The 21,132-nt window shown below is 73.3% G+C and carries 15 protein-coding genes and 1 pseudogene; 3 read left to right on the plus strand and 13 right to left on the minus strand.

From position 1 onward, the window contains the following. The first annotated feature begins 6 nt into the window (after positions 1-6). Positions 7-468: a MaoC family dehydratase gene (locus tag ICC28_RS04925; protein WP_188287136.1), complete on the plus strand. Its 462-nt coding sequence runs from the start codon at positions 7-9 to the stop codon at positions 466-468. Between the two features lie 42 nt (positions 469-510). Here ICC28_RS04925 and ICC28_RS04930 read toward each other — a convergent pair whose 3' ends face one another. The 3 genes from ICC28_RS04930 to ICC28_RS04940 form a co-directional block, all read right to left on the minus strand. After that, the gene (locus ICC28_RS04930) at positions 511-1,134 is read right to left on the minus strand and encodes a TetR/AcrR family transcriptional regulator (RefSeq protein ID WP_188287137.1); all 624 of its coding nucleotides are present in this window, start codon (positions 1,132-1,134) and stop codon (positions 511-513) included. Between the two features lie 73 nt (positions 1,135-1,207). Further along, positions 1,208-1,459, minus strand: a complete 252-nt coding sequence (locus ICC28_RS04935; RefSeq protein WP_188287138.1) for a YiaA/YiaB family inner membrane protein — start codon at positions 1,457-1,459, stop codon at positions 1,208-1,210. A gap of 61 nt (positions 1,460-1,520) precedes the next feature. Beyond that, complete coding sequence (locus ICC28_RS04940; protein WP_188287139.1) at positions 1,521-2,672, minus strand: acyl-CoA dehydrogenase family protein; 1,152 nt, start codon at positions 2,670-2,672, stop codon at positions 1,521-1,523. Between the two features lie 88 nt (positions 2,673-2,760). Here ICC28_RS04940 and ICC28_RS04945 point away from each other — a divergent pair, with 88 nt between their 5' ends. Together ICC28_RS04945 and ICC28_RS04950 are read left to right on the plus strand one after the other, a co-directional pair. Continuing rightward, positions 2,761-3,429, plus strand: coding sequence for a TetR/AcrR family transcriptional regulator (locus tag ICC28_RS04945; RefSeq protein WP_188287140.1), 669 nt, complete (start codon positions 2,761-2,763; stop codon positions 3,427-3,429). Between the two features lie 53 nt (positions 3,430-3,482). Further along, positions 3,483-4,061: pseudogene (locus ICC28_RS04950) on the plus strand (ArsR/SmtB family transcription factor); the annotation flags it as partial. Positions 4,062-4,081: 20 nt separating this feature from the next. On the opposite strand, the gene ICC28_RS04955 reads toward ICC28_RS04950, so the two are convergent. From ICC28_RS04955 to ICC28_RS05000, 10 genes are all read right to left on the minus strand, one after another. Continuing rightward, on the minus strand, positions 4,082-5,164 hold the full coding sequence (locus ICC28_RS04955) for a Zn-dependent alcohol dehydrogenase (protein WP_188287141.1): 1,083 nt from the start codon (positions 5,162-5,164) through the stop codon (positions 4,082-4,084). Positions 5,165-5,203: 39 nt separating this feature from the next. Then, positions 5,204-6,592: an aldehyde dehydrogenase family protein gene (locus ICC28_RS04960; RefSeq protein ID WP_188287142.1), complete on the minus strand. Its 1,389-nt coding sequence runs from the start codon at positions 6,590-6,592 to the stop codon at positions 5,204-5,206. 189 nt (positions 6,593-6,781) lie between these two features. Further along, positions 6,782-8,128: an ABC transporter ATP-binding protein gene (locus tag ICC28_RS04965; protein WP_188287143.1), complete on the minus strand. Its 1,347-nt coding sequence runs from the start codon at positions 8,126-8,128 to the stop codon at positions 6,782-6,784. A 173-nt stretch (positions 8,129-8,301) separates the two neighbouring features. Further along, a complete protein-coding gene (locus ICC28_RS04970) occupies positions 8,302-9,063 on the minus strand; it encodes a class F sortase (protein ID WP_188287144.1) in 762 nt (253 codons plus the stop codon). Beyond that, the gene (locus ICC28_RS04975) at positions 9,053-9,670 is read right to left on the minus strand and encodes a hypothetical protein (protein ID WP_188287145.1); all 618 of its coding nucleotides are present in this window, start codon (positions 9,668-9,670) and stop codon (positions 9,053-9,055) included. Before ICC28_RS04975 ends, ICC28_RS04970 begins: the two co-directional genes overlap by 11 nt. Positions 9,671-9,771: 101 nt before the next feature. Then, complete coding sequence (locus ICC28_RS04980) at positions 9,772-11,013, minus strand: MFS transporter (protein WP_188287146.1); 1,242 nt, start codon at positions 11,011-11,013, stop codon at positions 9,772-9,774. A gap of 43 nt (positions 11,014-11,056) precedes the next feature. Continuing rightward, positions 11,057-12,520 (minus strand): CitMHS family transporter, encoded by a 1,464-nt coding sequence (locus ICC28_RS04985; RefSeq protein ID WP_411158568.1) that lies wholly within the window; start codon positions 12,518-12,520, stop codon positions 11,057-11,059. Positions 12,521-12,606: 86 nt separating this feature from the next. After that, the gene (locus ICC28_RS04990) at positions 12,607-14,850 is read right to left on the minus strand and encodes a molybdopterin oxidoreductase family protein (RefSeq protein WP_188287148.1); all 2,244 of its coding nucleotides are present in this window, start codon (positions 14,848-14,850) and stop codon (positions 12,607-12,609) included. A gap of 69 nt (positions 14,851-14,919) precedes the next feature. After that, positions 14,920-20,292 carry a caspase family protein gene (locus ICC28_RS04995; protein WP_188287149.1) on the minus strand — a complete coding sequence of 1,791 codons (5,373 nt, stop codon included), beginning with the start codon at positions 20,290-20,292 and terminating at the stop codon, positions 14,920-14,922. Beyond that, positions 20,276-21,118 carry an alpha/beta fold hydrolase gene (locus ICC28_RS05000; protein WP_188287150.1) on the minus strand — a complete coding sequence of 281 codons (843 nt, stop codon included), beginning with the start codon at positions 21,116-21,118 and terminating at the stop codon, positions 20,276-20,278. The genes ICC28_RS04995 and ICC28_RS05000 overlap by 17 nt, the downstream gene beginning before the upstream one ends. Positions 21,119-21,132: the final 14 nt, after the last annotated feature.

Below are 21,132 nucleotides of genomic sequence, written 5' to 3' on the forward strand. Positions count from 1 at the left end.
AGGGACATGGCAGAGCCGAGGAGCTTCACTTCCGTCGACGACCTGAAGGCGGCGGTGGGCGAGCAGCTGGGGTACACCGACTGGCTGGAGATCGACCAGAAGCGGATCGACCTCTTCGCGGAGGCCACCGGCGACCACCAGTGGATCCACGTCGATCCGGAGAAGGCCGCCGCGGGGCCGTTCGGGACGACCATCGCGCACGGCTATCTCACCCTCTCCCTGCTGCCGCTCTTCGGACCGCAGCTGCTCAGGGTCGAGGGCGTGAAGATGGGCGTCAACTACGGCACGAACAAGGTCCGTTTCCCCGCCCCGGTACCGGTCGGCTCCCGGCTGCGCGCCACCGCCACCATCACCGGGGTCGAGGACGTGACCGGCGGCGTCCAGGTGACCGTCGCGTTCACCGTGGAGCGCGAGGGCGGCGACAAGCCGGTGTGCGTCGCGGAGTCCGTGGCCCGCTACTACGTGTAAGGGCACCGGTGCACGCGTAGAGCGCCACCGGCCCGCGGAGCGCTACTTCGCTCCCACCATCCGCAGCACGAGGTCGGCGTACAGCGCGCCGACCTCGTCGGGCGTCCGCGGCCCGTCGACGTTGAACCAGCGGGCCACGTCGATGCAGAGCGAGAGCACGGCGAGCGTGGTGCCCTGGACGTCGGGCACGTCGAACTCGCCCGCCGCCACGCCGTCCTCGATGATCCCGCGCACCTCGGCGTCCACCTGGCGGCGCAGCGCGAGGATCTCGGCGCGGGCGTCGGGGCCGAGCGAGTCCAGTTCGTACTGGACCACCCGGGCGGTGGTACGGCCTCCCGCGTGCCAGCGGACGAAGGAGCTGACGGCGTCGGCGAGCCGCTCGGTCGCGCTGCCCTCGCGGGCGGACGCGGTGCGCAGGATCTCCAGGGCCTTCTCGTGGCCGATCCGGCTGATCCGGTGGAGCAGCTCTTCCTTGGTCTTGTAGTGGATGTAGAGCGCGGCGGGGCTCATTCCGGCCCGGCCCGCGATGTCACGGGTCGTGGTGGCGTGGTAGCCGCGCTCGGCGAAGGCCTCCACCGCGGCGATCAGCAGCCGCCGGGCCGCGTCGGGCGTGACCTCGCCCCACGCCGCCGTCTCGCCGCCGGCCGTCTCCTCCGCCGTACTCATCGCTCGCTCGCCCCTCTCGATGCCAGGGGCACCACCATACAGCCGTCGGTGAGCGGTCGCTTAGCGTGCGGGGTCAGCGCTTCTCGAAGGGGCTGTACGCCCGGGCGGCCGTGTCGGCGTCCTGCCGGTCGCGGATGACCTTGGCGAGCGTGAAGGCGGAGGTGACCAGGTACAGCACGGCGATGGCGAGGAAGGCGCGCACCCAGACGTCGGCGTCGAGCTGGTAGATGCCGATGGCGGTGGCCGCCATGGCGACGGCGAAGGAGGCGACGGCCTGACCGTAGAAGGCGGCCGTGTTCTGCTGCTTGACCGGTGTGTCACTCATGGAGAAGAGCATCGGCGGACGTGGCCCGCGCCACATCCGCGCACCTACTCAGTCCGCGTACTCAGAACGCCGAGACCCCCGTCAGCGCCCGCCCGATGACCAGCTTCTGGATCTGGCTGGTGCCCTCGTAGAGGGTCATCACCCGGGCGTCGCGCAGCAGTTTGCCCGCCGGGTACTCGTCGATGTAGCCGTAGCCGCCGAAGACCTGGAGGGCGTTGTTGGCGGCCCGGACGGCGGCCTCCGAGGCGAAGAGCTTGGCCTTGGAGGACTCGGTGGCGAAGGGCAGCCCGCGGTCGATCAGGTCGGCGACCCGCCAGGTGAGCAGCCGGGCGGCGTCCACGTCCACGGCGATGTCGCTGATCAGCTCCTGCACCAGCTGGTGGTGGGCGATGGTCTTCCCGAACTGCTCCCGCTCCCCCGCGTACTTCACCGCCGCGTCGAGGGCGGCCTGCGCCAGGCCCACGCAGCCCGCGGCCACCGACATCCGCCCCTTGGCGAGGGCCGACATGGCGATCGAGAACCCCTTGCCCTCCTCGCCCAGCATCGCGGAGGCGGGCACGCGCACGTCCTCCAGGACGAGTTCGGCGGTGGCCTGGCCCCGCAGGCCGAGCTTGCCGTGGATCGTGCGGCGGGTGAGTCCGGGGGTGTCGGTGGGGACGAGGAACGCGGAGACGCCCTTGTGGCCGGGGGCGTCCGTGGAGCGGGCGAAGAGCAGGACCACGTCCGCCCAGGTGCCGTTCGTGATGAACATCTTGGTGCCGTTGATGACGTAGTCGTCGCCGTCGCGGACCGCGCGGGTGGCGAGGTTGCCCGCGTCGGAGCCGGTGCCGGGCTCGGTGAGGCCGAAGCAGCCGAGGTACTCCCCGGCGGTGAGGCCCGGCAGCCACTCCCGCTTCTGCTGCTCGCTCCCCCAGGCGGCGATCGTCTTGGCGACCAGGCCGAGGGAGACGGAGACGATGCCACGCACGGAGGAGTCACCGCGGCCCAGTTCCTCGGTCACCAGGCAGTACGCGAGGTGGTCGCCGCCCGAGCCGCCGTACTCCTCGTCGATGGTCAGGCCGAGGAAGCCGACCTCGCCGAGCTTCTTGACGATGCCCCGGTCCACCTCCTCGGCCCGGTCCCAGGCGACGACGTGCGGGGCGATCTCGCGGGTCACGAAGTCCCGGGCCAGCTGCCGTACGGCGGTCTGCTCCTCGCTGAGCTCCAGGTTCATGCCGAGTCACCCCACAGAGACGGATCTTGAAAGCCGTACCTTTAAATTAGCACTGCTAGTTTCTGGATGCAGCCCTACTATGTGCGCCATGGCCCGACCGCGCAAGCCCCTTCTCAGCACCGACCGGATCGTCGAGACCGCTCGCGCGCTCGTGGACACGGAGGGCCTCGCGGCCGTTTCCACGCGGCGGCTCGCGGCAGAACTCGGGGTGAGCGGGCCGTCGTTGTACAACCACTTCCGGACCAAGGACGAGATCCTGGAGGCGGTCGCCGACTCGGTGAGCGCGCAGGTCGACCTGTCGATGTTCGAGGACGGGAGGGACTGGCGGACCGCGCTGCACGACTGGGCGGTGTCGTACCGGGCCGCGCTGCGCGCCCATCCGAACATCGTTCCGGTGCTCGCCCGGGGGCCCGGGCGGCGGCCCGCCGCGCTGCGGCTCGCCGACGCGGTGTACGGGGCGATGGTCGAGGCGGGGTGGCCCGCGGCGCAGGCGACGTCCATCGGGGCGCTGATGCGGTACTTCATCATGGGGTCGGCGCTGGGGTCGTTCGCCGGGGGGTTCGTCGACGACGTCAGCGCGTACGACCCCGCGGACTATCCGCATCTCGGGCAGGCGCATCTTCTGGCCGAGCGGCAGGAGAAGATCGACGAGCGGGCCTTCGAGACGGGGTTGGCGGCGCTGCTGGAGGGGCTGGATCGGCAGTTCGAGGAGCTGCGGGCCGGTGGGGGCTTGCCGCGCAGTTCCCCGCGCCCCTGAAGGGGCGCGATACTTCGGCGTCCGCCGAAACGTACCGGCCTCATGCTGATGCCATGAACGACAGGGACGTACGGGCACCCCACCTCGCCCGGCTCACCGCGCTGCTCGCCGACGAGACCCGGGCCGCCTGTCTGCTGGCGCTGCTCGACGGGCGGGCCTGGACGGCGGGTGAGCTGGCCCGGCAGGTGGGGGTGGCCGCGTCGACGCTCAGCGAACATCTGGGGAAGCTCGTCGCGGGCGGGCTGCTCGCCGAGGAACGGCAGGGGCGGCACCGGTACGTACGGCTGGCCGACGCACGGGCCGCGCAGCTCGTGGAGGACCTGGCCGCGTACGTGGCGCCCATGGCCGTCGTACGACCCCGGAGCCTGCGGCAGGCCGGTGCCGCCTCGGCGATGGCCCGCGGCCGCACCTGCTACGACCACCTCGCCGGACGCCTCGGCATCGCGGTCACCGACGCGCTGACCGGCCTCGGGCTGCTGCGCCAGGACGCCGGGTTCGCGCTCACCGACGCGGGGCTGGCCTGGTTCGACTCCGCGGGCATCCGGCTGGAGCGCACCGGGCGGCGCCCGCTCGCCCGTGCCTGCCTCGACTGGACCGAGCGCCGCCCCCACCTCGGCGGCACCGCGGGCGCCCTCGGAACCCGCGCGACGGCTCAGAACACCACCAGCGCCCGGCCCCCCTTGCCCGCCAGCATGTTCTCGAATGCCGCCGGGATGCCCTCGAGGCCGATCCGCTCGGTCACCAGTAGGCCCAGGTCCAGGCGGCCCTCGCGGACGTGGTCGGCCAGGACGGGCAGGTCCTTCGCCGGGTCGCAGTTGCCGTAGACGCAGCCGGAGAGGGTGCGGCCCCAGTGGAAGATCTCCAGGGCGTTGAAGGTGACCTGCTGGTCCTTGCCGCCGATGCCGACGACCGTCGTACGGCCGCCGCGGCGGGTGGAGTCCCAGGCGGTGCGGATGGTGGCCGCGCGGCCCACGCACTCGATCGCCACGTCGACGCCCTGCTTCCCGGTGAGGCCGCGGATCTCGCGGGCCGTCTCCTCGGAGGCGACCACGTAGTCGGTGGCGCCGGCCGCCCGGGCGAGTTCCTCCTTCGCCGGGGAGACGTCGACCGCGACGATCTTCGACGCGCCCGCGATCCGGGCCGCCTGGAGCGCGGCGAGGCCCACTCCCCCGACGCCGTAGACGGCGACCGTCTCGCCGGGGCGCACCTGCGCGGAGTGGTGGACGGCGCCGTAGCCGGTGAGGACGGCGCAGCCGAGCAGGGCCGCGTCGGTGAGCGGGACGCCTGCGGGGGCGGGCAGGACGCAGGCGGAGGCGACCACCGTCTCCTCCGCGAACGCGGCGACGTTCAGGCCGGGGTGGAGGTCGGCGCCGTCGGAGGCGCGGCGGGCGTACACGTCGGCGACGCCGTTGAGCGCGTTGGCGCACAGCCAGACCTCGTCGAGCGAGCAGGCGTGGCAACTGCCGCAGGAGGGAGCCCAGTTGAGGACGACCTCGGCGCCGGGCGCGACATGGGTGACGCCTTCGCCGACGGCGACGACCGTGCCCGCGCCCTCGTGGCCGAGGACCGCGGGGACGGGGACCCGCATGGTGCCGTTGGACAGGGACAGGTCGGAGTGGCAGACCCCGGCGGCCGCGAGCCGGACGCGGACCTGGCCGGGGCCGGGGTCCGGGAGGTCGATCTCGGTGATCTCCAGGGGAGCACCCACGGCGGGGACGACAGCGGCGCGAACCATGTGCGAAAGGCTCCTCTTGGAACGGCTCGTAGAACGGCTTCAGAACTGGAGGGACTTGGTCTGGAGGTACTCGGTCAGGCCGTGCGTGCCGAGTTCCCGGCCGATGCCGGAGTGCTTGTAACCGCCGAAGGGGGCAAGGGGGTTGAAGCGGCCGCCGTTGATGTCGACCTGCCCGGTCTCCATACGGCGGGCGAAGGCGACCGCCTCCGACTCCTCGCCGGCCCAGACGGCGCCGGCCAGGCCGTAGACCGTGCCGTTGGCGATGCGGAGGGCGTCGTCCTCGTCCTCGTAGCGGATGATCGACAGGACCGGGCCGAAGATCTCCTCCTGGGCGATGGTCATCTCCGGGCGCACGTCGGCGAAGACGGTCGGGCTGACGTACCAGCCCTGCTCGCGCGGGGATTCGAGGCCGCCGGCGATCAGGCGGGCGCCCTCGGCGATGCCCTTGCGGATGTAACTCCGCACCCGCGCCTGCTGCTTGGCGTTGACGACCGGGCCGATGCGGTCGCCGTACTTGGCGGCGGCCGTGGCGGCGAGTTCGACGGCTTCCTCGTACTGCGAGGTGTGCACCAGCATCCGGGTCCACGCGCTGCACGTCTGGCCGGAGTTGGACATGACGTTGGCGACGCCGACGTTGACCGCCTTGGCGAGGTCGGCACTCGGGAGGATGACGTTCGCGGACTTGCCGCCCAGTTCGAGGGCGACCTTCTTGACGGCGCCGGCGGCGGTGGCACCGATCTGCCGGCCGACGGCGGTGGAGCCGGTGAAGGAGACCAGGTCGACGCCCGGGTGCTCGGCGAGGGCCTGCCCGGCGACCGGGCCGAGGCCGGTGACCAGGTTGAAGACGCCCGCCGGGAACTGCGCCTCGTGGACCGCCTCGGCGAAGAGCTGGGCGGTCAGCGGGGTGTCCTCGGCGGGCTTGAGGACGACCGTGCAGCCGGCCGCGAGCGCCGGGGCGGCCTTGGCGACGATCTGGTGCAGGGGGTAGTTCCAGGGGGTGATCGCGCCGACCACGCCGACCGGCTCGTGCAGGACGGTCGAGTTGCCGACCTTCTCCTCGAAGGAGTGGGTGGCCGCGAGCTCGGCGTAGGAGGCGGCGACCGCGAGGGGGACGGCGGCGTGGACCGCCTGCGAGAAGGCGAGGGGCGAGCCGAGTTCGGCGGTGACCGTCTCGGCGATCTCGTCCTTGCGGGCGGCGAGGACGTCCCGCAGCGCGGCGAGGCGCTCCGCGCGGTCGGCGGGCGGGGTGGCGGCCCAGGCCGGGAGTGCGGCGCGGGCGGCTCGGACGGCGGTGTCCACGTCCGCGGCCGTCCCTGCGGGGACCTGGGCGATGATCTGCTCGTCGGCCGGGTTGACGACGTCGATCGTGTCCCGGTCGGGGGCGGGGTGCCATGCGCCGTCGATGTAGAAGCCGTCGTGTGCCTTCATCTGGGTCCTTCCGGACATGATCTGCCTGCGGGTGCGTCGTGGTTGCTCGCGCCCGTGCGGCGGAGCCGCACATATATGCAGCCCCGCGCCCCTTACCGGCGCAGTCGAACCGCCCCCTAAACTAGCGCCGTTAGTTTTACGGCACCAGCCACTCGCCGCATGGCGCAGCTCACCCTGCCCCCGTCGGCGTCATTCCTCCAGGTCCGGCAGCCGGGCCGGGGCCGGGCAGATCCGTTCGCCGTGCTGGTCGAAGACGAAGAGGTGGGCGATGTCGACGAGGAGCGGCACCTGCATGCCGTGCCGGAGGTCGATGTCGGGGGTGGTGCGGACGATGAGGTCGCCGGGCAGGCGGCCCTCGGGCGGGGCGGGCTCGGGCCGCTCGGGTTCCGCGTCCGCGGGATGCTCCAGCACCACCACGGGACCGGCCCGCAGCGCTCCCGCCCGCTCCCGCAGCCGGTCCAGCACGGTGCCGCCCTCGCGGCGGCGGCGCCGGGGGCGGCGGACCGGGCGCGGGGCCTCAAGGTCGGGGACGACGGCGGGGCGGGAGCCGGTGTTGAAGTGGACGAGGACCTCGTGCCCCTGGAACTCCACGTGCTCCACCAGGCCGGTCATCGGCACCTCGCCGGGGCGGGCGGCGGCCGGTTTGGCGAGCCGTACGGCCTCCGAGCGCAGGCCCACGATGACCTCGCGGCCCTGCTGGACGCGGAGCAACTGGTGGTCCTGGGAGAGGGGTTCGGGCAGCCGCAGGTACTGCTTGCCGAGGCTGATGGTCATCGCCCCGTCGAGCGGGGCCCGTACGACGCCGCGCAGCAGGTTGATGCGCGGGGTGCCGATGAAGGCGGCGACGAAGACGTTGCGGGGCAGGGCGTAGACCTCGCGGGGCGTGCCGACCTGCTGGAGGACGCCGCCGCGCAGGACGGCCACCCGGTCGCCGAGTGACATGGCCTCGGCCTGGTCGTGGGTGACGTAGACGGTGGTGACGCCCAGCTCGCGGGTGAGCCTGGTGATTTCGGCGCGCAGGTGGTTGCGGAGCTTGGCGTCGAGGTTGGAGAGCGGCTCGTCCATCAGGAAGGCGGAGGGATGGCGGGCGATGGCCCGGCCCATGGCCACGCGCTGGCGCTCCCCGCCGGAGAGCTGGGCGGGGAAGCGGTCGAGCAGCTCCTCGATGCCCAGCATGCGGGCGGTGGCGTCCACCCGCGGGCCCGGGTCCTGGTCGGGCGCCTCGATGCGCAGCGGGAAGCCGATGTTGCCGCGGCTGGTCATGCTCGGGTAGAGGGCGAAGTTCTGGAAGACCATCGCCATGTCCCGGCCGGACGGCGGCAGCTCGTTGGCGTACTCGCCGTCGAGCAGCAGCTCCCCCTCGTCGATCTCCTCAAGACCGGCGATCATTCTCAGCACCGTCGACTTGCCGCAGCCGGAGGGGCCGAGCAGGACGAGGAACTCACCGGGCTCGATGTCCAGCGTGAGCCGCTCCACCACCCGGTTTCCCTTGGTGTAGCTCTTGCTGACGTCGTGCAGAGAGATGGCGCGTGACATGAGGGGTGCCCCCGGGGGCTCATTCGGGCGCTGGTGCTCCGCGGTCGGAAGCCCCGTGCGGGTCGTACGGGGCCTGTGGGTCACGGAAGTTAACGGAATGTGTGCGGCCGGGGGAAGGGAACGGGCAGGATCGGACGCGGCGGTCCAGCAGGTGAGAAAGCGGACGGCCGGATTCAGCCCCGGGCTGCGGGCCGGGGCGGCTCGCGGGTCTCCACGAGGTGGGCGAAGACGACGACGTTGCCCGAGTAGCCGGTCCTGCGGTCGTAGTCGCCGCCGCAGGTGATCAGCCGCAGTTCGGGGCGGCTGCGGGCGCCGTACACCTCGTCGTTGGGGAACTCGTCCTTCTCGTAGGTCCGGACCGCGTCGACGGCGTAGACGGCGGTACGGCCGTCCGCGCGCGTCATCTCGATCAGGCGGCCGCGTTCCAGTTCGGTGAGGCCGGCGAAGACGGCGGGGCCGGTGTCGGTGTCGAGGTGGCCGACGGCGACGGCGGTGCCCTGCTCGCCGGGGGACGCGCCGCCCTCGTACCAGCCGACCAGGTTCGGGTCGTCGTCCGGGGGTGCGGGCAGCCGCCGGTCGCGGTCGAGGCGGAGGTTCATCACCGGGGCGTCGACGTCGAGGAAGTCGATGGTGAGGCGGGTGGCGCGGGAGCGGGGCAGGGGGCGGGGCGGGGGCTTCGGCGCCGACGTGGGCGAGGCCTTGGGTGCCGGCCGCCGCGGGGCCTGCTGCCGCTCCCCCCGGGCCTCGGTGCTCCGCTCCTCGGCCGGTACCACTGCCGGGGGGCCCGGCCGGGCGGCTTCGGCCGCCCCGCCGGACTCCTCGCCCTGCGCCCACCAGACGCCGCCCGCCACCAGCGAGACGGTCACCACGACCGTTCTCGCCAGGCGGTAGGCGCGCGTCCGGCGCCAGGGCCTGCGTCGATGACTATGCGCCATGCGGGCGGCGACGGCGGAGCCACACCACCCCGGCGACCGCGGTCAGACCCACGGCGGCGGCACCGGCCACCGGGCCGAAGGCGTCGCCGCGGGCGAGTCCGCCACCGCCGGCGGGCGGCCCGCCGTTCGGTCCGGTCGGGGTGGAGGTCGGGGTGGGGGTCGGGGTGGGCTTGGGCGTCGGGCAGTCGACCCTGAACACCTTGAACTTGCCCGCGCCGTGGCCGAGGTCGGTCTTCCAGGTGAGCTTGTACTGGCCGTTGGGCAGGTCGAGCGGGATGGTCTGGGCCATGCCGTCCGGGCCGATCGTGATCGTGTTGTCGGGGACGCCGTTGGTGGGCAGTTCGGCGCCGCCCGGGACCGGCGGCTGGGTCTTGATGCTCCAGGTGACCTTCTCGCCCGGGTCGAAGTTGAACGCGGCGAGGTAGAAGTCGCAGACCTTGGGCTCGTTGCGCGGGTCTTCGAAGGGCGTCCCCACCGCGTGGATCTTGACGTCCCCGTTGTCACCGGGCGGCTGGGCGTAGGCGGCGGGCGCCCCGGCGACAACCGTGCCGGCGAGGGTCAGGGCCGCGAGGGCGGCGGCGCGGCGTGGAAGAGACGTGGTGGGCATGCAAGGTCCTCCGAGTCAGACGATTGTCGTACAAATCGCGCTTCACCTGACTCTCTGTCACACTTCCGCGGCCCGTGGTGAGAGGCCCGCCCTACGACACGTCAGTCATCGCCCTTCCGGCCCAATGCCACCCCCTGCCGACGCGACCGAGCCACCCCGCCGGAATCCTCGGCCGGCCGCGCCGGTGAGCGCAGCGCGACGGCTGAGGAGAGCAGCAGCAGCGCGCCGAGCATCACGAAGGGGGCCGCCGCGCCCGCGACGCCCGCGATCAGGCCGGCCGAGGCGGGTGCGGCGACCTGACCGAGGCGGTTGCCGGTCAGGCGCAGGGCGAGGGCGGTGGAGCGGGCGCCCTCGGGGGCGGCCTGGACGACCGTCGTCATCGACAGCGGCTGGCCCACGCCGAGGCAGAAGCCGAGGACGGCGAGGATCACGGCGAGCGCCCACACCGGCACCGGCAGCGCGATGCCGACGCACAGCACGGCCGCGAGCAGACAGGTGACGGTCAGCAGCGCCGTCCGCCCCAGCAGCCGCACCAGGGGCGTGAGCACCAGGCGGCAGGCGATGGTGGCCGCCGCGCGCAGGCTGAGCAGCGGGCCGATCACGGAGGGGGCGATGCCGCGCTGCTCGCCGACCACCGGAAGGTAGGCGGTGAGGATGTCGGTGGCGGACAGCACGCAGAGGCTGAGGAAGATGCCCCCGGGCACGCCCCGGGCACGCAGGATGCGGTGGACGGGGACGCGCTCGCCTTGCTGCGTACGGGACTTGGCCGCCGTAGCGCGGTGCTCGATGCGCCACAGCGACGTGACCGCGACGGCCGCGCCCGCCGCCGCGACCAGCAGGGCGAGCGCGCTGGTGCCGGCCATGTCCGGGCCGCCGATCAGGGCGCCCGCCGCGATCGGGCCGACGAGTTGGCCGAGCGAGGCGCCGATGGTGAAGTGGCCGAAGTTGCGGTCCTGTTCGTGCGGGGCCGACTGGCGGGCCACCAGCGACTGGGCGCCGATCACGAAGCACAGGTGGCCCAGGCCCATCACCCCGCTCCACAGGGCCATCGTCGCCAGGGAGTCCGCGATGCCGCTGAGCGCGCAGCCGCCGGAGATGAGGACCACTCCGGCGGGCAGCAGGGGCGCGCACCGGCCGTGGTCGGTACGGCGGCCCAGGGGCACCGCGGCGAACAGGGGCAGCAGGGCGTAGACGCCCGCGATCACACCGACCGCCCGCTCGTCCGCGCCCAGCGCGAGGGCCCGGTAGGAGACGGCGGGCCGGGCCATCGACACCGCCCCCTGCGCGAAGCCGAAGGCGATGACGAGGCGGAGCAGCCAGCCGCGGTTCCCACCGGGCCTCACGACGACGTTCTCCTTCACGGACGATGGGGTCGGACGGCAGGGGTCAGACGATGCCGAAGAGCAGGCCCGCCCCGAGGATCACCAGGCAGGTGAGGGCCGCCCACTTGACGACGAACCTGGTGTGGTCGCCGAACTCGACCTTGGCCATGCCGACCAGGACGTAGACGGCCGGGACGAGCGGGCTGGACATGTGCAGCGGCTGCCCGACCAGCGAGGCGCGGGCCATCTCCAGCGGCGAGACGCCGTGCGCGGCGCCGGCCTCGGCGAGGACCGGCAGGACGCCGAAGTAGAAGCCGTCGTTGGACATGAAGTAGGTGAGCGGCAGGCTCAACAGGCCGGTGACCAGGGCCATGTGCGGGCCCATGCCCTCGGGGATGACGTCCACCATCCACTTTGCCATGCTGTCGACCATGCCGGTGCCCTGGAGGACGCCGGTGAAGACGGCGGCGGCGAAGACCATGCCGGAGACGTTGAGGACGTTGTCGGCGTGGGCGGCGAGCCGGGCCTTCTGGTCGGGGATGTGCGGGAAGTTGACGGTGAGGGCGAGCGCGGCGCCGAGCAGGAACAGCACCGGGATCGGCAGCCACTCCATGATCATGGCGGTCAGCAGCGAGACCGTGAGCAGCGCGTTGAACCAGTACAGCTTGGGGCGCAGGGTGGGCCGGTCGGGGTCGAGTCCCTGCAGGCCCTTGTCGTGGTCGTCCTCGTCGGCGTCCGCGTCGGTGCCGGTGCCGCCTGTGACGGCGGGGGTCCTGGCGTCGCCGGAGCCGGAACCGGAACCGGCGCCTGAGCCTTCGGCGCCCACCAGGACCGTCTCCGTCTCCTTCTCCTCCGCCAGCACCTCGTCCAGCGTCAGCACGCCCAGCCGCTTGCGCTCGCGCAGGCCGAGCACGTACGACAGGACGAAGACGAAGAGCAGGCCCACGGCGAGGGCCGGGATCATCGGGACGAAGAGGTCGCTGGCGTCGAGCTTGAGCGCGGTGGCGGCGCGGGCCGTCGGACCGCCCCAGGGCAGGGTGTTCATCACGCCGTTCGCCATGGCGGCGACACCGGTGAGGATGACCAGGCTCATCTTCAGCCGCTTGTACAGCGGGTACATCGCCGAGACGGTGATCATGAAGGTGGTGGAGCCGTCGCCGTCGAGCGAGACGATCGCGGCGAGGAACGCCGTGCCGACGACGATCCGCAGCGGGTCGGCCTTGGCGAACTTCAGGATCCCGCGCACGATCGGGTCGAAGAGACCGACGTCGATCATCACCCCGAAGTAGACGATCGCGAACATCAGCATCGCCGCGGTGGGGGCGAGGCTGGAGACGCCCTCGATGACGTAGTCACCGAGATGGGCACCCTTTCCGACGAACACGCAGAACAGTGCCGGGATCAGCACGAGCGCCGCGATCGGCGACATCTTCTTCATCATGATCAGGACCAGGAAGGTCGCGATCATGACGAAGCCGAGGATGGTCAGCATGAGTGGATACCTAACGTTCGCCCTTGAACATCCCACCAGGGCCGGCGGTGCGACGACGTTAGGTCCGTCCGATCGGCGTTAACAAGACGTTGACGCGCGAGCAATAAGCGCAAAACTGCTGGTCACAGCTTTGCTGAGGTCACAGGGGTGAGCTGTACGGCGAATCCGTTGAGGACGGCGTTCCCCGAGAGGGGGTCGAGCAGACTGCCGTCGAGGAGCTGGTTGACGTTGACCCCGGGGTCCTTCGCGGCGTGGCCGAGTCGGGTGCCGGGCCGGTCGTGACCCCAGCCGTGCGGCAGGCTCACCACACCTGGACGGACGGTGTCGGTGACCTCCGCGGGGGCGGTGACCTCTCCCCCGGGGCCCTTGAGGCGGACGGCCGTCCCGTCCCCGATGCCGAGGCGCTCGGCGTCCTCGGGGTGGATGTGCAGGGTGCAGCGGTTGGTGCCGCCGGTGAGGGCGGGGACGTTGTGCATCCAGCTGTTGTTGGAGCGCAGATGACGGCGGCCGACGAGGACGAGGTCGTCGGGGCGCCGGTGCAGGGCCTGTCCGAGGCGCGGCAGATCGTCGGCGATCGGCCGCGGCAGCAGTTCGACCTTGCCGCTCCTGGTCTTCAGCGGCTGCGGCAGCCGGGACGCGAGCGGCCCGAGGTCGATGCCGTGCGGGTGGGCGAGCAGCTGGGTGAGGCTCAGCCCGTCCGGCCGTACGCCGAAGCCGTCGCCGTAGGGGCCGAGGCGCAGCATCATGTCGAGCCGGCGCTCGGGGCCGCTCTCGCCGGTGAGCTGGGCGGCGAGGTCCTGGGGGTCGCGGCCGTGCACGGGAGAGTGGGCCTCCTTGACGGCCTTGCCGAGGGTCTGGCCGATGACGAGGTCGTCGACGGCTCCCGGATCGGCGCCGTGCATGCCGGTCGCGGCGAGGATCAGCCGGGCGAGGATCTCCGTCTCGGCCATGCGGCCGGGCTCCAGGGGCACGGCGGGCCGGGTGTAGCGGACCTGGTTGCGGACGGCGAGGGTGTTGAAGGCGAAGTCGTGGTGCGGGCTCTGCGAGGGCGGCGGCGGGGGCAGCACGACGTGGGCGTGGCGGGAGGTCTCGTTGAGGTAGGGGTCGACGCTGACCATGAAGTCGAGCGTGCCGAGGGCCTTGTCGAGCCGGTCGCCGTCGGGGGCGGACAGGACGGGGTTGGCGGCGACGACGATCAGCGCGCGGACGGGTGCGCCCTCCTCGCTCACGGTGTCGATCTCCTCGGCGAGCGCGGAGAGCGGCAACTCGCCCTTGGCCTCGGGGTGTTTGCTCACCCGGGAGTGCCAGCGGCCGAGCGCGAAGCCGTGGCTGGGCCCGGCGGGCCGGGGTGTCCGGTCGGTGGCCGCCTGCGGGAAGAGGGCGCCGCCGGGGCGGTCCAGGTTGCCGGTGAGGATGTTGAGGACGTCGACGAGCCAGCTCGCGAGGGTGCCGTGCGGGACGGTGCAGCTGCCGATGCGGGCGTAGACGGCGGCGGTGGGGGCGGCGGCGAGTTCGCGGGCGAGGGTGCGGATCGTGCCGGCGTCGATGTCGCAGGTCTCGGCGACGGCTTCGGGGGTGAACTCCTCCAGGGCGGCCCGGAGTTCGTCGACGCCCTGGAGGTGCGGGGTCAGCTCCCCCGTGTCCACGAGCCCTTCCGCGAACAGGACGTGGGCCATGGCGGCCAGCAGCAGCGCGTCCGTGCCGGGGCGGATCGCGAGGTGGCGGTCGGCGAGCCGGGCGGTGCGGGTGCGGCGCGGGTCGACGACCGTGAGGCTGCCGCCGCGGGCCTTGAGCGCCTTGAGCTTGCCGGGGAAGTCGGGGGCGGTGCACAGACTGCCGTTGGACTCCAGAGGGTTGGCGCCGATCAGGAGGAGGTGGTCGGTGCGGTCCAGGTCGGGCACCGGGATGGCGTTGGCGTCGCCGAAGAGGAGCCCGCTGGAGACGTGCTTGGGCATCTGGTCGACCGTGGAGGCGGTGAAGACGCTGCGAGTACCGAGACCGGCGAGCAGCACCGGCGGGTAGAGGGCACCGGCCATGGTGTGGACGTTGGGGTTGCCGAGCACGACCCCGACGGAGTTCGCGCCGTACCGCTCGGCCACCGGCCGGATCCCGGCGGCGACCGCGTCGAAGGCCTCCTCCCAGGTGGCCTCGCGCAGCTCGCCGTCCTTGCGGACGAGGGGTCCGGTGAGGCGGTCCGGGTCACCGTCGACGGCCCCGAAGGAGGCGCCCTTGGGGCAGATGAACCCCCGGCTGAACACGTCGTCACGGTCACCGCGGGCGCCGGTGACACGGGTGCCCTCGATGGTGAGCGTCAGCCCGCAGGTGGCCTCGCACAGGGGGCAGATTCGCAGGGCGGTGCGGGGCACGGGTCCTCCCGGGGGCAGCGGTGCCTGTCCCGGGTGAGCATACCGACCGGTATGCATCGAGGCGAGGGGTCAGAGCCGGTCGAAGAGGATCGGGCCGTTGCGGGTGCCGACGACCAGTTCGCCGGTGGGGGCGACGGTGAGGGCCGTACAGGGGGAAGGGAGGTCGACGGTGCGGTGGACCTTGCCGTCGTGGGTGCCGAGAACGGTCAGGGTGGTGTGGTCGCCCACGGCGTAGGTGCCGCCGCCGGGGAGCAGGGCGGCGTGCTCGGCGAACACCGGCATCTCGTACTCGTGCGTGACGGGCGGCTCGGGGGCGGGGCGGCGGTCCGGCAGCCAGCGGCGCTCGGGGGTGCGGTGCCGGGGCGGCTCTTCGCCCGGGGTCGTGAAGCGTCTGCGCAGGCCGTTCCACGGGACGACCCTGGCACGGTACGCGCCGATCAGCAGCAGTTCGTCGCCGCCGGGGGCGTCGAGGGTGAACGCGCGAATCAGGCCGTCACCCCTCAGCCAGACGGAGGTCCAGCGGCGGGTCGTGGTGTCCAGGACCCGTACCACCTCGTAGCGGAAGGGCAGCAGAACCAGCAGACGGCCCGCGCACCGCACCAGGTGCGGCTCGGTCCCCTCGACATCCCCGTCCCCCCAGGTCCAGCACGGCTGGTCGGGGAGCGGTCCCCGGGCCACGTCGTGGATGCTGAGCCGGGCCCCCACGTGGACGGAGAGCAGCGACTGCGCACCCGTGCCGTCCGGCAGCACGGCCAGCCGCGCCCCTGCGTGATGGTGGGGCACGGGGGTGACCAGCGGCTTCCCCGCGGCGGCGACCGTGCCGCCGGTGCCGAAGTCCCAGTACTCCAACAGGCCGCGCTCGCTGCGCGAGAACAGCAGCGGCCGGACAGCCCGGCCGGGTGACCGCCAGGCCACGCAGGCCAGTTGCTCCACCCCGCTGTGGTCGACCGGCCGCAGCCGCCGCACCAGCTCGCCCCGCTCTCCGTCCCGGACCTGGAGCGACCCGTCGGCGGCGCCCACGACGACCGCAAGACCGTCGCCCCGGGGCACCGCGGCGATCGCGGACACGGGCCGCACCGCGTCGAGCGCCTCCGCCATGCGGCGCCCCTCGGCCGTGTCCGTCATCGACCAGACCTGGCCGACGCTGTCCCCGCACAGCAGCCCGTCCTCCGTCGCGTGCAGCGAGGCGGCGGACTCCGGCAGCCGACGCTCCCAGCCGTCGGCGTACGAGACCAGCCGGTGATCGGTGCCGAAGCCGACCAGACCCGTCGCGGTGTACGCCAGCCCGCACACCCCGCCCTGGTGCGCGCGGCGCGGCGGACCGAGGGGCCGGCACGTGGGCAGCGACCATTCGCGTACGGTCCCGTCCTGGCCGCCGACGGCGAGCCGGCCCGAGCCGTCGGGGGCGAGCGCGAGGGCGGCGGCCCACACCGGTACCTCGGGGGACGGGCCGTACACGTACATACGGGCCGCGCCGACGTCCCAGCAGACGATCCGGCCCGTGTCGGTGCCGACGACCAGCACGTCCCGGTCGCGGACGCGCCCGGTGGTCAGCGCGGTGACGATGTCGGGGACGGTGAACTCCTGCTCGGCGACGGGCAGTCCGTCGCGCAGGACGAGGATCCTGACGCGGCCGCCGTACTCGCCGGTGGCGACGTAGTCCCGGCCGTCGGCGGTGCGGCCGGTGGTGGCGCAGCCGAGCAGCGGGACCTGCCAGCGGCCCCGGTCCAGCACCCGGCGGCGCCACAGCTCGTTCCGGCGGGCCAGGTCCCAGCAGCGGATCTGGTAGTCCTCGCCGACGCTGACCAGGGCCGGGGCACCGGTCGGGCCGCGGATCTCGCCGAGGGCGAGGACACGGCCGTCGTGGGCGGTGACGTCGACGGAGTCCGCGGCGTGCGGGGTGGGCCAGAACCGTACGATCCCGTCCGAGCCGCCGACGCACACCGTGCCGCCCGCCCGGCACACCGCCGCGGCGGAGTGTCTGAGGACCTGGCCGCCGAGGCGGTCGCCGGTCACCAGGTCGTAGAGCTGGAGTCCGCGTGTGTCGCCCTGGACGGAGACGCAGGCGTGCGGTCCCAGGTCGAAGACGGCCAGCCGGACGTCCGGGCCCGCGTCCACGCGCAGCGGCAGGCCGATGGGGCGTGCGCTGTCCAGGTCGATGCGGTGGAGTTGTCCGTCCGAGGTCACCACGGCCACGATCCACTGGCGGCCGACGCGGCGGACGGCGAGCGAGGCGACGGGGTGGCCGCCGGTCAGAAGGGTGCGGACGGGAGCGCCCGTACTGAGGGAGGAGAGCCGGACCGTGTGGTCCGCGCCCGCGGTGACGAGAAGGCTCCCCTGGGGGTGGCCCGTTGCCAGGTCGATGTGGGTGACGGCGCCTTCGTGGCCGGTGGTCACGCGGTTGCCCGGGTCGACGGGCCACTCGAACCGCCCGACGCTGCCGTCCCCGTAGCCCAGCAGGTACGACATCGCGGGCAGCCCGGCGGGCGCCGCGCACACGGTGACGCGCGTCCCGAGGCCCGCCGGGGTGATGGCGGAGGGAACCAGGGCCGACAGCCAGTCCGCCCGCTCCTCCCACCGCTCGATCTCCCAGCTGTACAGATCCCTGCGCTGTCGGCGGGTGAGCGGCGGGTAGCGTCGGCCGCCCTGCCCGAGCGTGTGGACGAGGACATGTCCGCCGCGGAACCGCAGGACCGCCGCGGCGGGGGTGCGGTCGGCTGCCGCGACCACGACCAGTTGCTCCGGCATGTCCGGCCTTCGGCGTTCCGGCTCGTAGTCGAGGTCCGGGCTGGGCGGCAGCACGTAGGTCTGACGGCCGCGTGTGTTCCAGAGATGGAGCAGACGCACGTACCCGCTCCACAACTCTCTTCGCCGCCTCGCCACTTCGACCTCCGGTTCGGCCCACATCGCGGCGGCCACGCCGGGCAGTTGGGGCGGCGCGGTCAGCGTCGGGCCGGACCACTCGATACGAGTCCGGTCCGGCAGGCCCACGCTCCCGGCCGGCAGGTCGTGCCAGGTCGCTCCCTGCGGCGCCATGAGATCGAGGAACTCCGCACCGCCCGCCTCGGGCACCACGATCCCGTCCCCCACCCCGATCGACATCCCCGGATACGTCCGCACCCCCTCGTGCGGATTCCACGCCGCCCACCGCACCCGCCACGGGAGTTGTCCCTCCCCCGTGTCGCACGAGTCGGCCAGCGTGTGCGCCCTGCGGCACACGGCTGCCAGCCGCAGCCGGGCCCGCGACTCGGGGTCGGGGTCCGCTCCGCCGCGTTCGCGCAGCGTGCGCTCCAGGTCGCGCAGGGCCTGCCCCGCCCGGCGCCCCTCCGCCGTCCGCAACTCCGGCAGCGCGGCCAGCAGTTGGCCCGGCTCGGAGCCGAGCACGAACCGCGCGTCCTGCACCAGCGGGTCCAGCACCCCGCCCTCCCCCGCGTGCAGCGCCAAGTACCGCCACACATAGGGGTGTTCGACGTCCCGCAGCACCTCCGTCACCGTCCGCTGGACCTGCTCCGCGTCCCGGCCCTCCCGCAAGTACTCGATCAGCGCCCGGTGGTACACCCGGTACACCGAGCCGCCGTCCTCCACGCTCTCCACGACGTACGAGCCGGCCGCCTGCCGCAGCCATACGACGTCCTCGTCGCCGTAGGGCCGCCCGGTGATCGCCGAGGCCAGCCGGGGCCACACGCCCGCCCAGGGCAGGCCCGCGCCCTGGGCGTAGGCGAGCGGGAGGAGGAGGTCGCGGGCGCGGGAGGCCTCCGGGCCCAGCCGCTGCGTGAGGTCCCGTTCCATCGCCTCGCCCGGCAGCCGCGGGAGTTCCTCGCGCCACTGCCGGTCGTACGGGTCCGGCGGACACGGTTCGCGGGCGATCGTGAGGGCGGTGATGCGGGCCACCAGGAAGGAGCGGCCCGCGGCCTCCGCGACCGCCTCGGCAAGGGCGTCCAGCAGCTGCGGCTGCCAGGCGGAGCCCTGCGCGGACAGCAGCTTGCGGACGTAGGCGCGGACGGCGGCGGGGTCGCCGTAGCGCTCGGAGTCGAGGTCGATGCGCGGGGCAGCGGCGGGCAGGCGGCGGGCGATGTGCGGGCGGGCGCCGACCAACAGGCGGAGCGGCAGGCGGCGTTCGGGGTCGGTGAGCGGGGTGATCAGTTCGTCGACGGCCTCGTGCGGGACCAGGGCCTCGTCCAGGGAGTCGATGAGGACCACCAGCGGGGACGTCCGCGTCTGGAGGTGGGCCGTCAGCGCGCCCAGCGACTGCGCCGCGCAGCCCGCCGCCGCGGACAGGGCGTCCAGGAGCTGCCGGGTGGAGAGGTGACTGGCGTTGATCCGCTCGTCGACCGCGCCCGGGGCGGGCAGGGTGTCGGGCAGTCCGGCGCGCGGCACCGATGCCGTACGGACGGGGTCGGTGAGGACCGCGACCAGCCCGAGCAGGGAGGACTTGCCGGAGCCGGGGTCGCCCGTCACCACGCACAGCCGGTCGTCCGCGCGCTCCGGTGCGAGCCACCCCGTGACGTCGCCGATCGCCGCGTGCCGCCCGGTGAAGTTCCAGACGTCCTCGGTCGGTACGTCCGTGCCGCGCGCCCTCGGCAGGAAGAAGCCCCGCATGTCCTGCTCCCGGGCGTCCCGTTCGCGCGCCCCGAGCTCCACGATCCGGTCGATCTCCTCCAGCCGCAGTCCGTCGGTGTCCGGGATGTGGCGCGGGTTGGGCAGGAAGGCGGGGATGCGGCCGGTGGCGTGGGCGAGCGACCACACCGGGCGTTGGGCGTGCGGGACTTCGGGGTCGCTGCGGATGGCCGCCATGACGTGTTCGAGGCTGATGTGGGCGGGGGCGTGCCCGGCCGTGGCCTGGCGGCGTACCGCCCGGTCGAAGGCCGAGGACAGGGCGCCGGTGTAGGTCTCCTCCTTGCGGCGGGAGGAGGAGACGAGGACCAGGCCGGTGCTGCCGTGCTCGGTGACCGGCTCCCGGAACCGGCGGGCCTCCAGGGCCGCGCGCAGGGCGGTGTCGGCGCCCTCCTCGGCGTAGCAGGCGTCGATGAGGACCAGCAGCCGCTCGACGGCGGTGTCCTCCCAGAGGTGGGCGACCAGCTCCTCGGTGGGCAGGGCGGTGCCGCGCAGGTCGCGGGCGTCGCTGTCGTGCAGCAACAGGTAGTGCAGGCCGCTGTGTTCGGCGGTGACGCCGTGCGTGGCGAGGTAGAGCACGACGTAGTCGTCCGGGCGGCGGTCGGGTGCTCTGGCGAACTGGCGCAGGGCGGACAGGAGTTGGCCACGGGTCGGGTTCAGGCCCACGGCGGCGCCGCGCGCGTAGCCCAGCTCCCCCAGGAACAGCTCCTCCATCCGGCGTACGTCGTCGGCGAGTTCGGGTCGCTCCGCCTCGGGGTGCGCCGTCACGTCCGTGACGGCGGTGGCGATCAGATAGCGGCGGGCGGCCGTCTCAGAGGCCGCAGCCATCGGTCACCGCCCGGCCGGCCTGCGGGGTGTCGAGGTAGCGGGTCGCGTCGTGGGCCCGGCTGCCGTTGTGGACGAGGTGGCATGCCACGCGGTCGCCGAAGAGCGGGCGCAGGTCCTTCACCAGGGCCACGACGTCGCCCTCGTCGGCGATGTTCGTCCACGCGTCGACCCCGCCGGGCCAGGCGCCCGGCTCGGGCAGCCGGTCGTAGACGAGGTGACGGATGCCGAGCGGCGATCCCAGGGTGAGCAGGGCGCGCACCGGCCAGTCGGGGTGGGCGCACAGTGCCTCGTAGGCGACGACGCTGCCGAGGGAGTGGCCGACGACGACCCGGGTGCGGTCGGTGACCGCGGCCGCGACGCGCTCCTGTACGGCGCCTCGCACGGCCGGGTCGCACAGGTAGGCGCGGACCTGTTTGAGGTCGAGGACCAGTCCGCGCAGGGCGACACCGGAGAAGAACCGGGAGCGGCTGAGGGCGTTGAGGGCGCGCTGCACCGTCTGCGGGGTGCGGACCAGGGTGCGGGCGTCGGGCGGCAGGACGGCCTCGTCGGTGCGGGCGGCCTCCGCCCACAGCGCCAGCAGGAGGTCGGCCTCGAAGCCCTCGTCGACGTCGGAGGCGGTCAGCGGCGGGTCCTGTACGGCGAGGGTGCGGCCGGGCGGCCGGAACAGGTCGCCGTAGAAGACGCAGCGGACGTCGTCCGCGGAGAGTGCCCGGGCGGCGCCCGCGCGCAGCAGGCCGTCCGCGAGCACCGGATGCCAGGCCGCGTGCAACTGCCGTTCCCCGGCGTACTGCTGACCGATCCCGTGGATGCAGACCACCCGAGCCATGGCGTCCCCCCATA

It is taken from the genome of Streptomyces sp. TRM68416, assembly GCF_014596915.1.
Classification (GTDB): domain Bacteria; phylum Actinomycetota; class Actinomycetes; order Streptomycetales; family Streptomycetaceae; genus Streptomyces.

Coding starts and splice junctions, on each gene's coding strand:
- ICC28_RS04925 (WP_188287136.1), top strand. CDS start 7: ATGGCAGAGCCGAGGAGCTTCACTTCCGTCGACGACCTGAAGGCGGCG.
- ICC28_RS04930 (WP_188287137.1), bottom strand. CDS start 1,134: ATGAGTACGGCGGAGGAGACGGCCGGCGGCGAGACGGCGGCGTGGGGC.
- ICC28_RS04935 (WP_188287138.1), bottom strand. CDS start 1,459: ATGAGTGACACACCGGTCAAGCAGCAGAACACGGCCGCCTTCTACGGT.
- ICC28_RS04940 (WP_188287139.1), bottom strand. CDS start 2,672: ATGAACCTGGAGCTCAGCGAGGAGCAGACCGCCGTACGGCAGCTGGCC.
- ICC28_RS04945 (WP_188287140.1), top strand. CDS start 2,761: ATGGCCCGACCGCGCAAGCCCCTTCTCAGCACCGACCGGATCGTCGAG.
- ICC28_RS04955 (WP_188287141.1), bottom strand. CDS start 5,164: ATGGTTCGCGCCGCTGTCGTCCCCGCCGTGGGTGCTCCCCTGGAGATC.
- ICC28_RS04960 (WP_188287142.1), bottom strand. CDS start 6,592: ATGAAGGCACACGACGGCTTCTACATCGACGGCGCATGGCACCCCGCC.
- ICC28_RS04965 (WP_188287143.1), bottom strand. CDS start 8,128: ATGTCACGCGCCATCTCTCTGCACGACGTCAGCAAGAGCTACACCAAG.
- ICC28_RS04970 (WP_188287144.1), bottom strand. CDS start 9,063: ATGGCGCATAGTCATCGACGCAGGCCCTGGCGCCGGACGCGCGCCTAC.
- ICC28_RS04975 (WP_188287145.1), bottom strand. CDS start 9,670: ATGCCCACCACGTCTCTTCCACGCCGCGCCGCCGCCCTCGCGGCCCTG.
- ICC28_RS04995 (WP_188287149.1), bottom strand. CDS start 20,292: ATGGCTGCGGCCTCTGAGACGGCCGCCCGCCGCTATCTGATCGCCACC.
- ICC28_RS05000 (WP_188287150.1), bottom strand. CDS start 21,118: ATGGCTCGGGTGGTCTGCATCCACGGGATCGGTCAGCAGTACGCCGGG.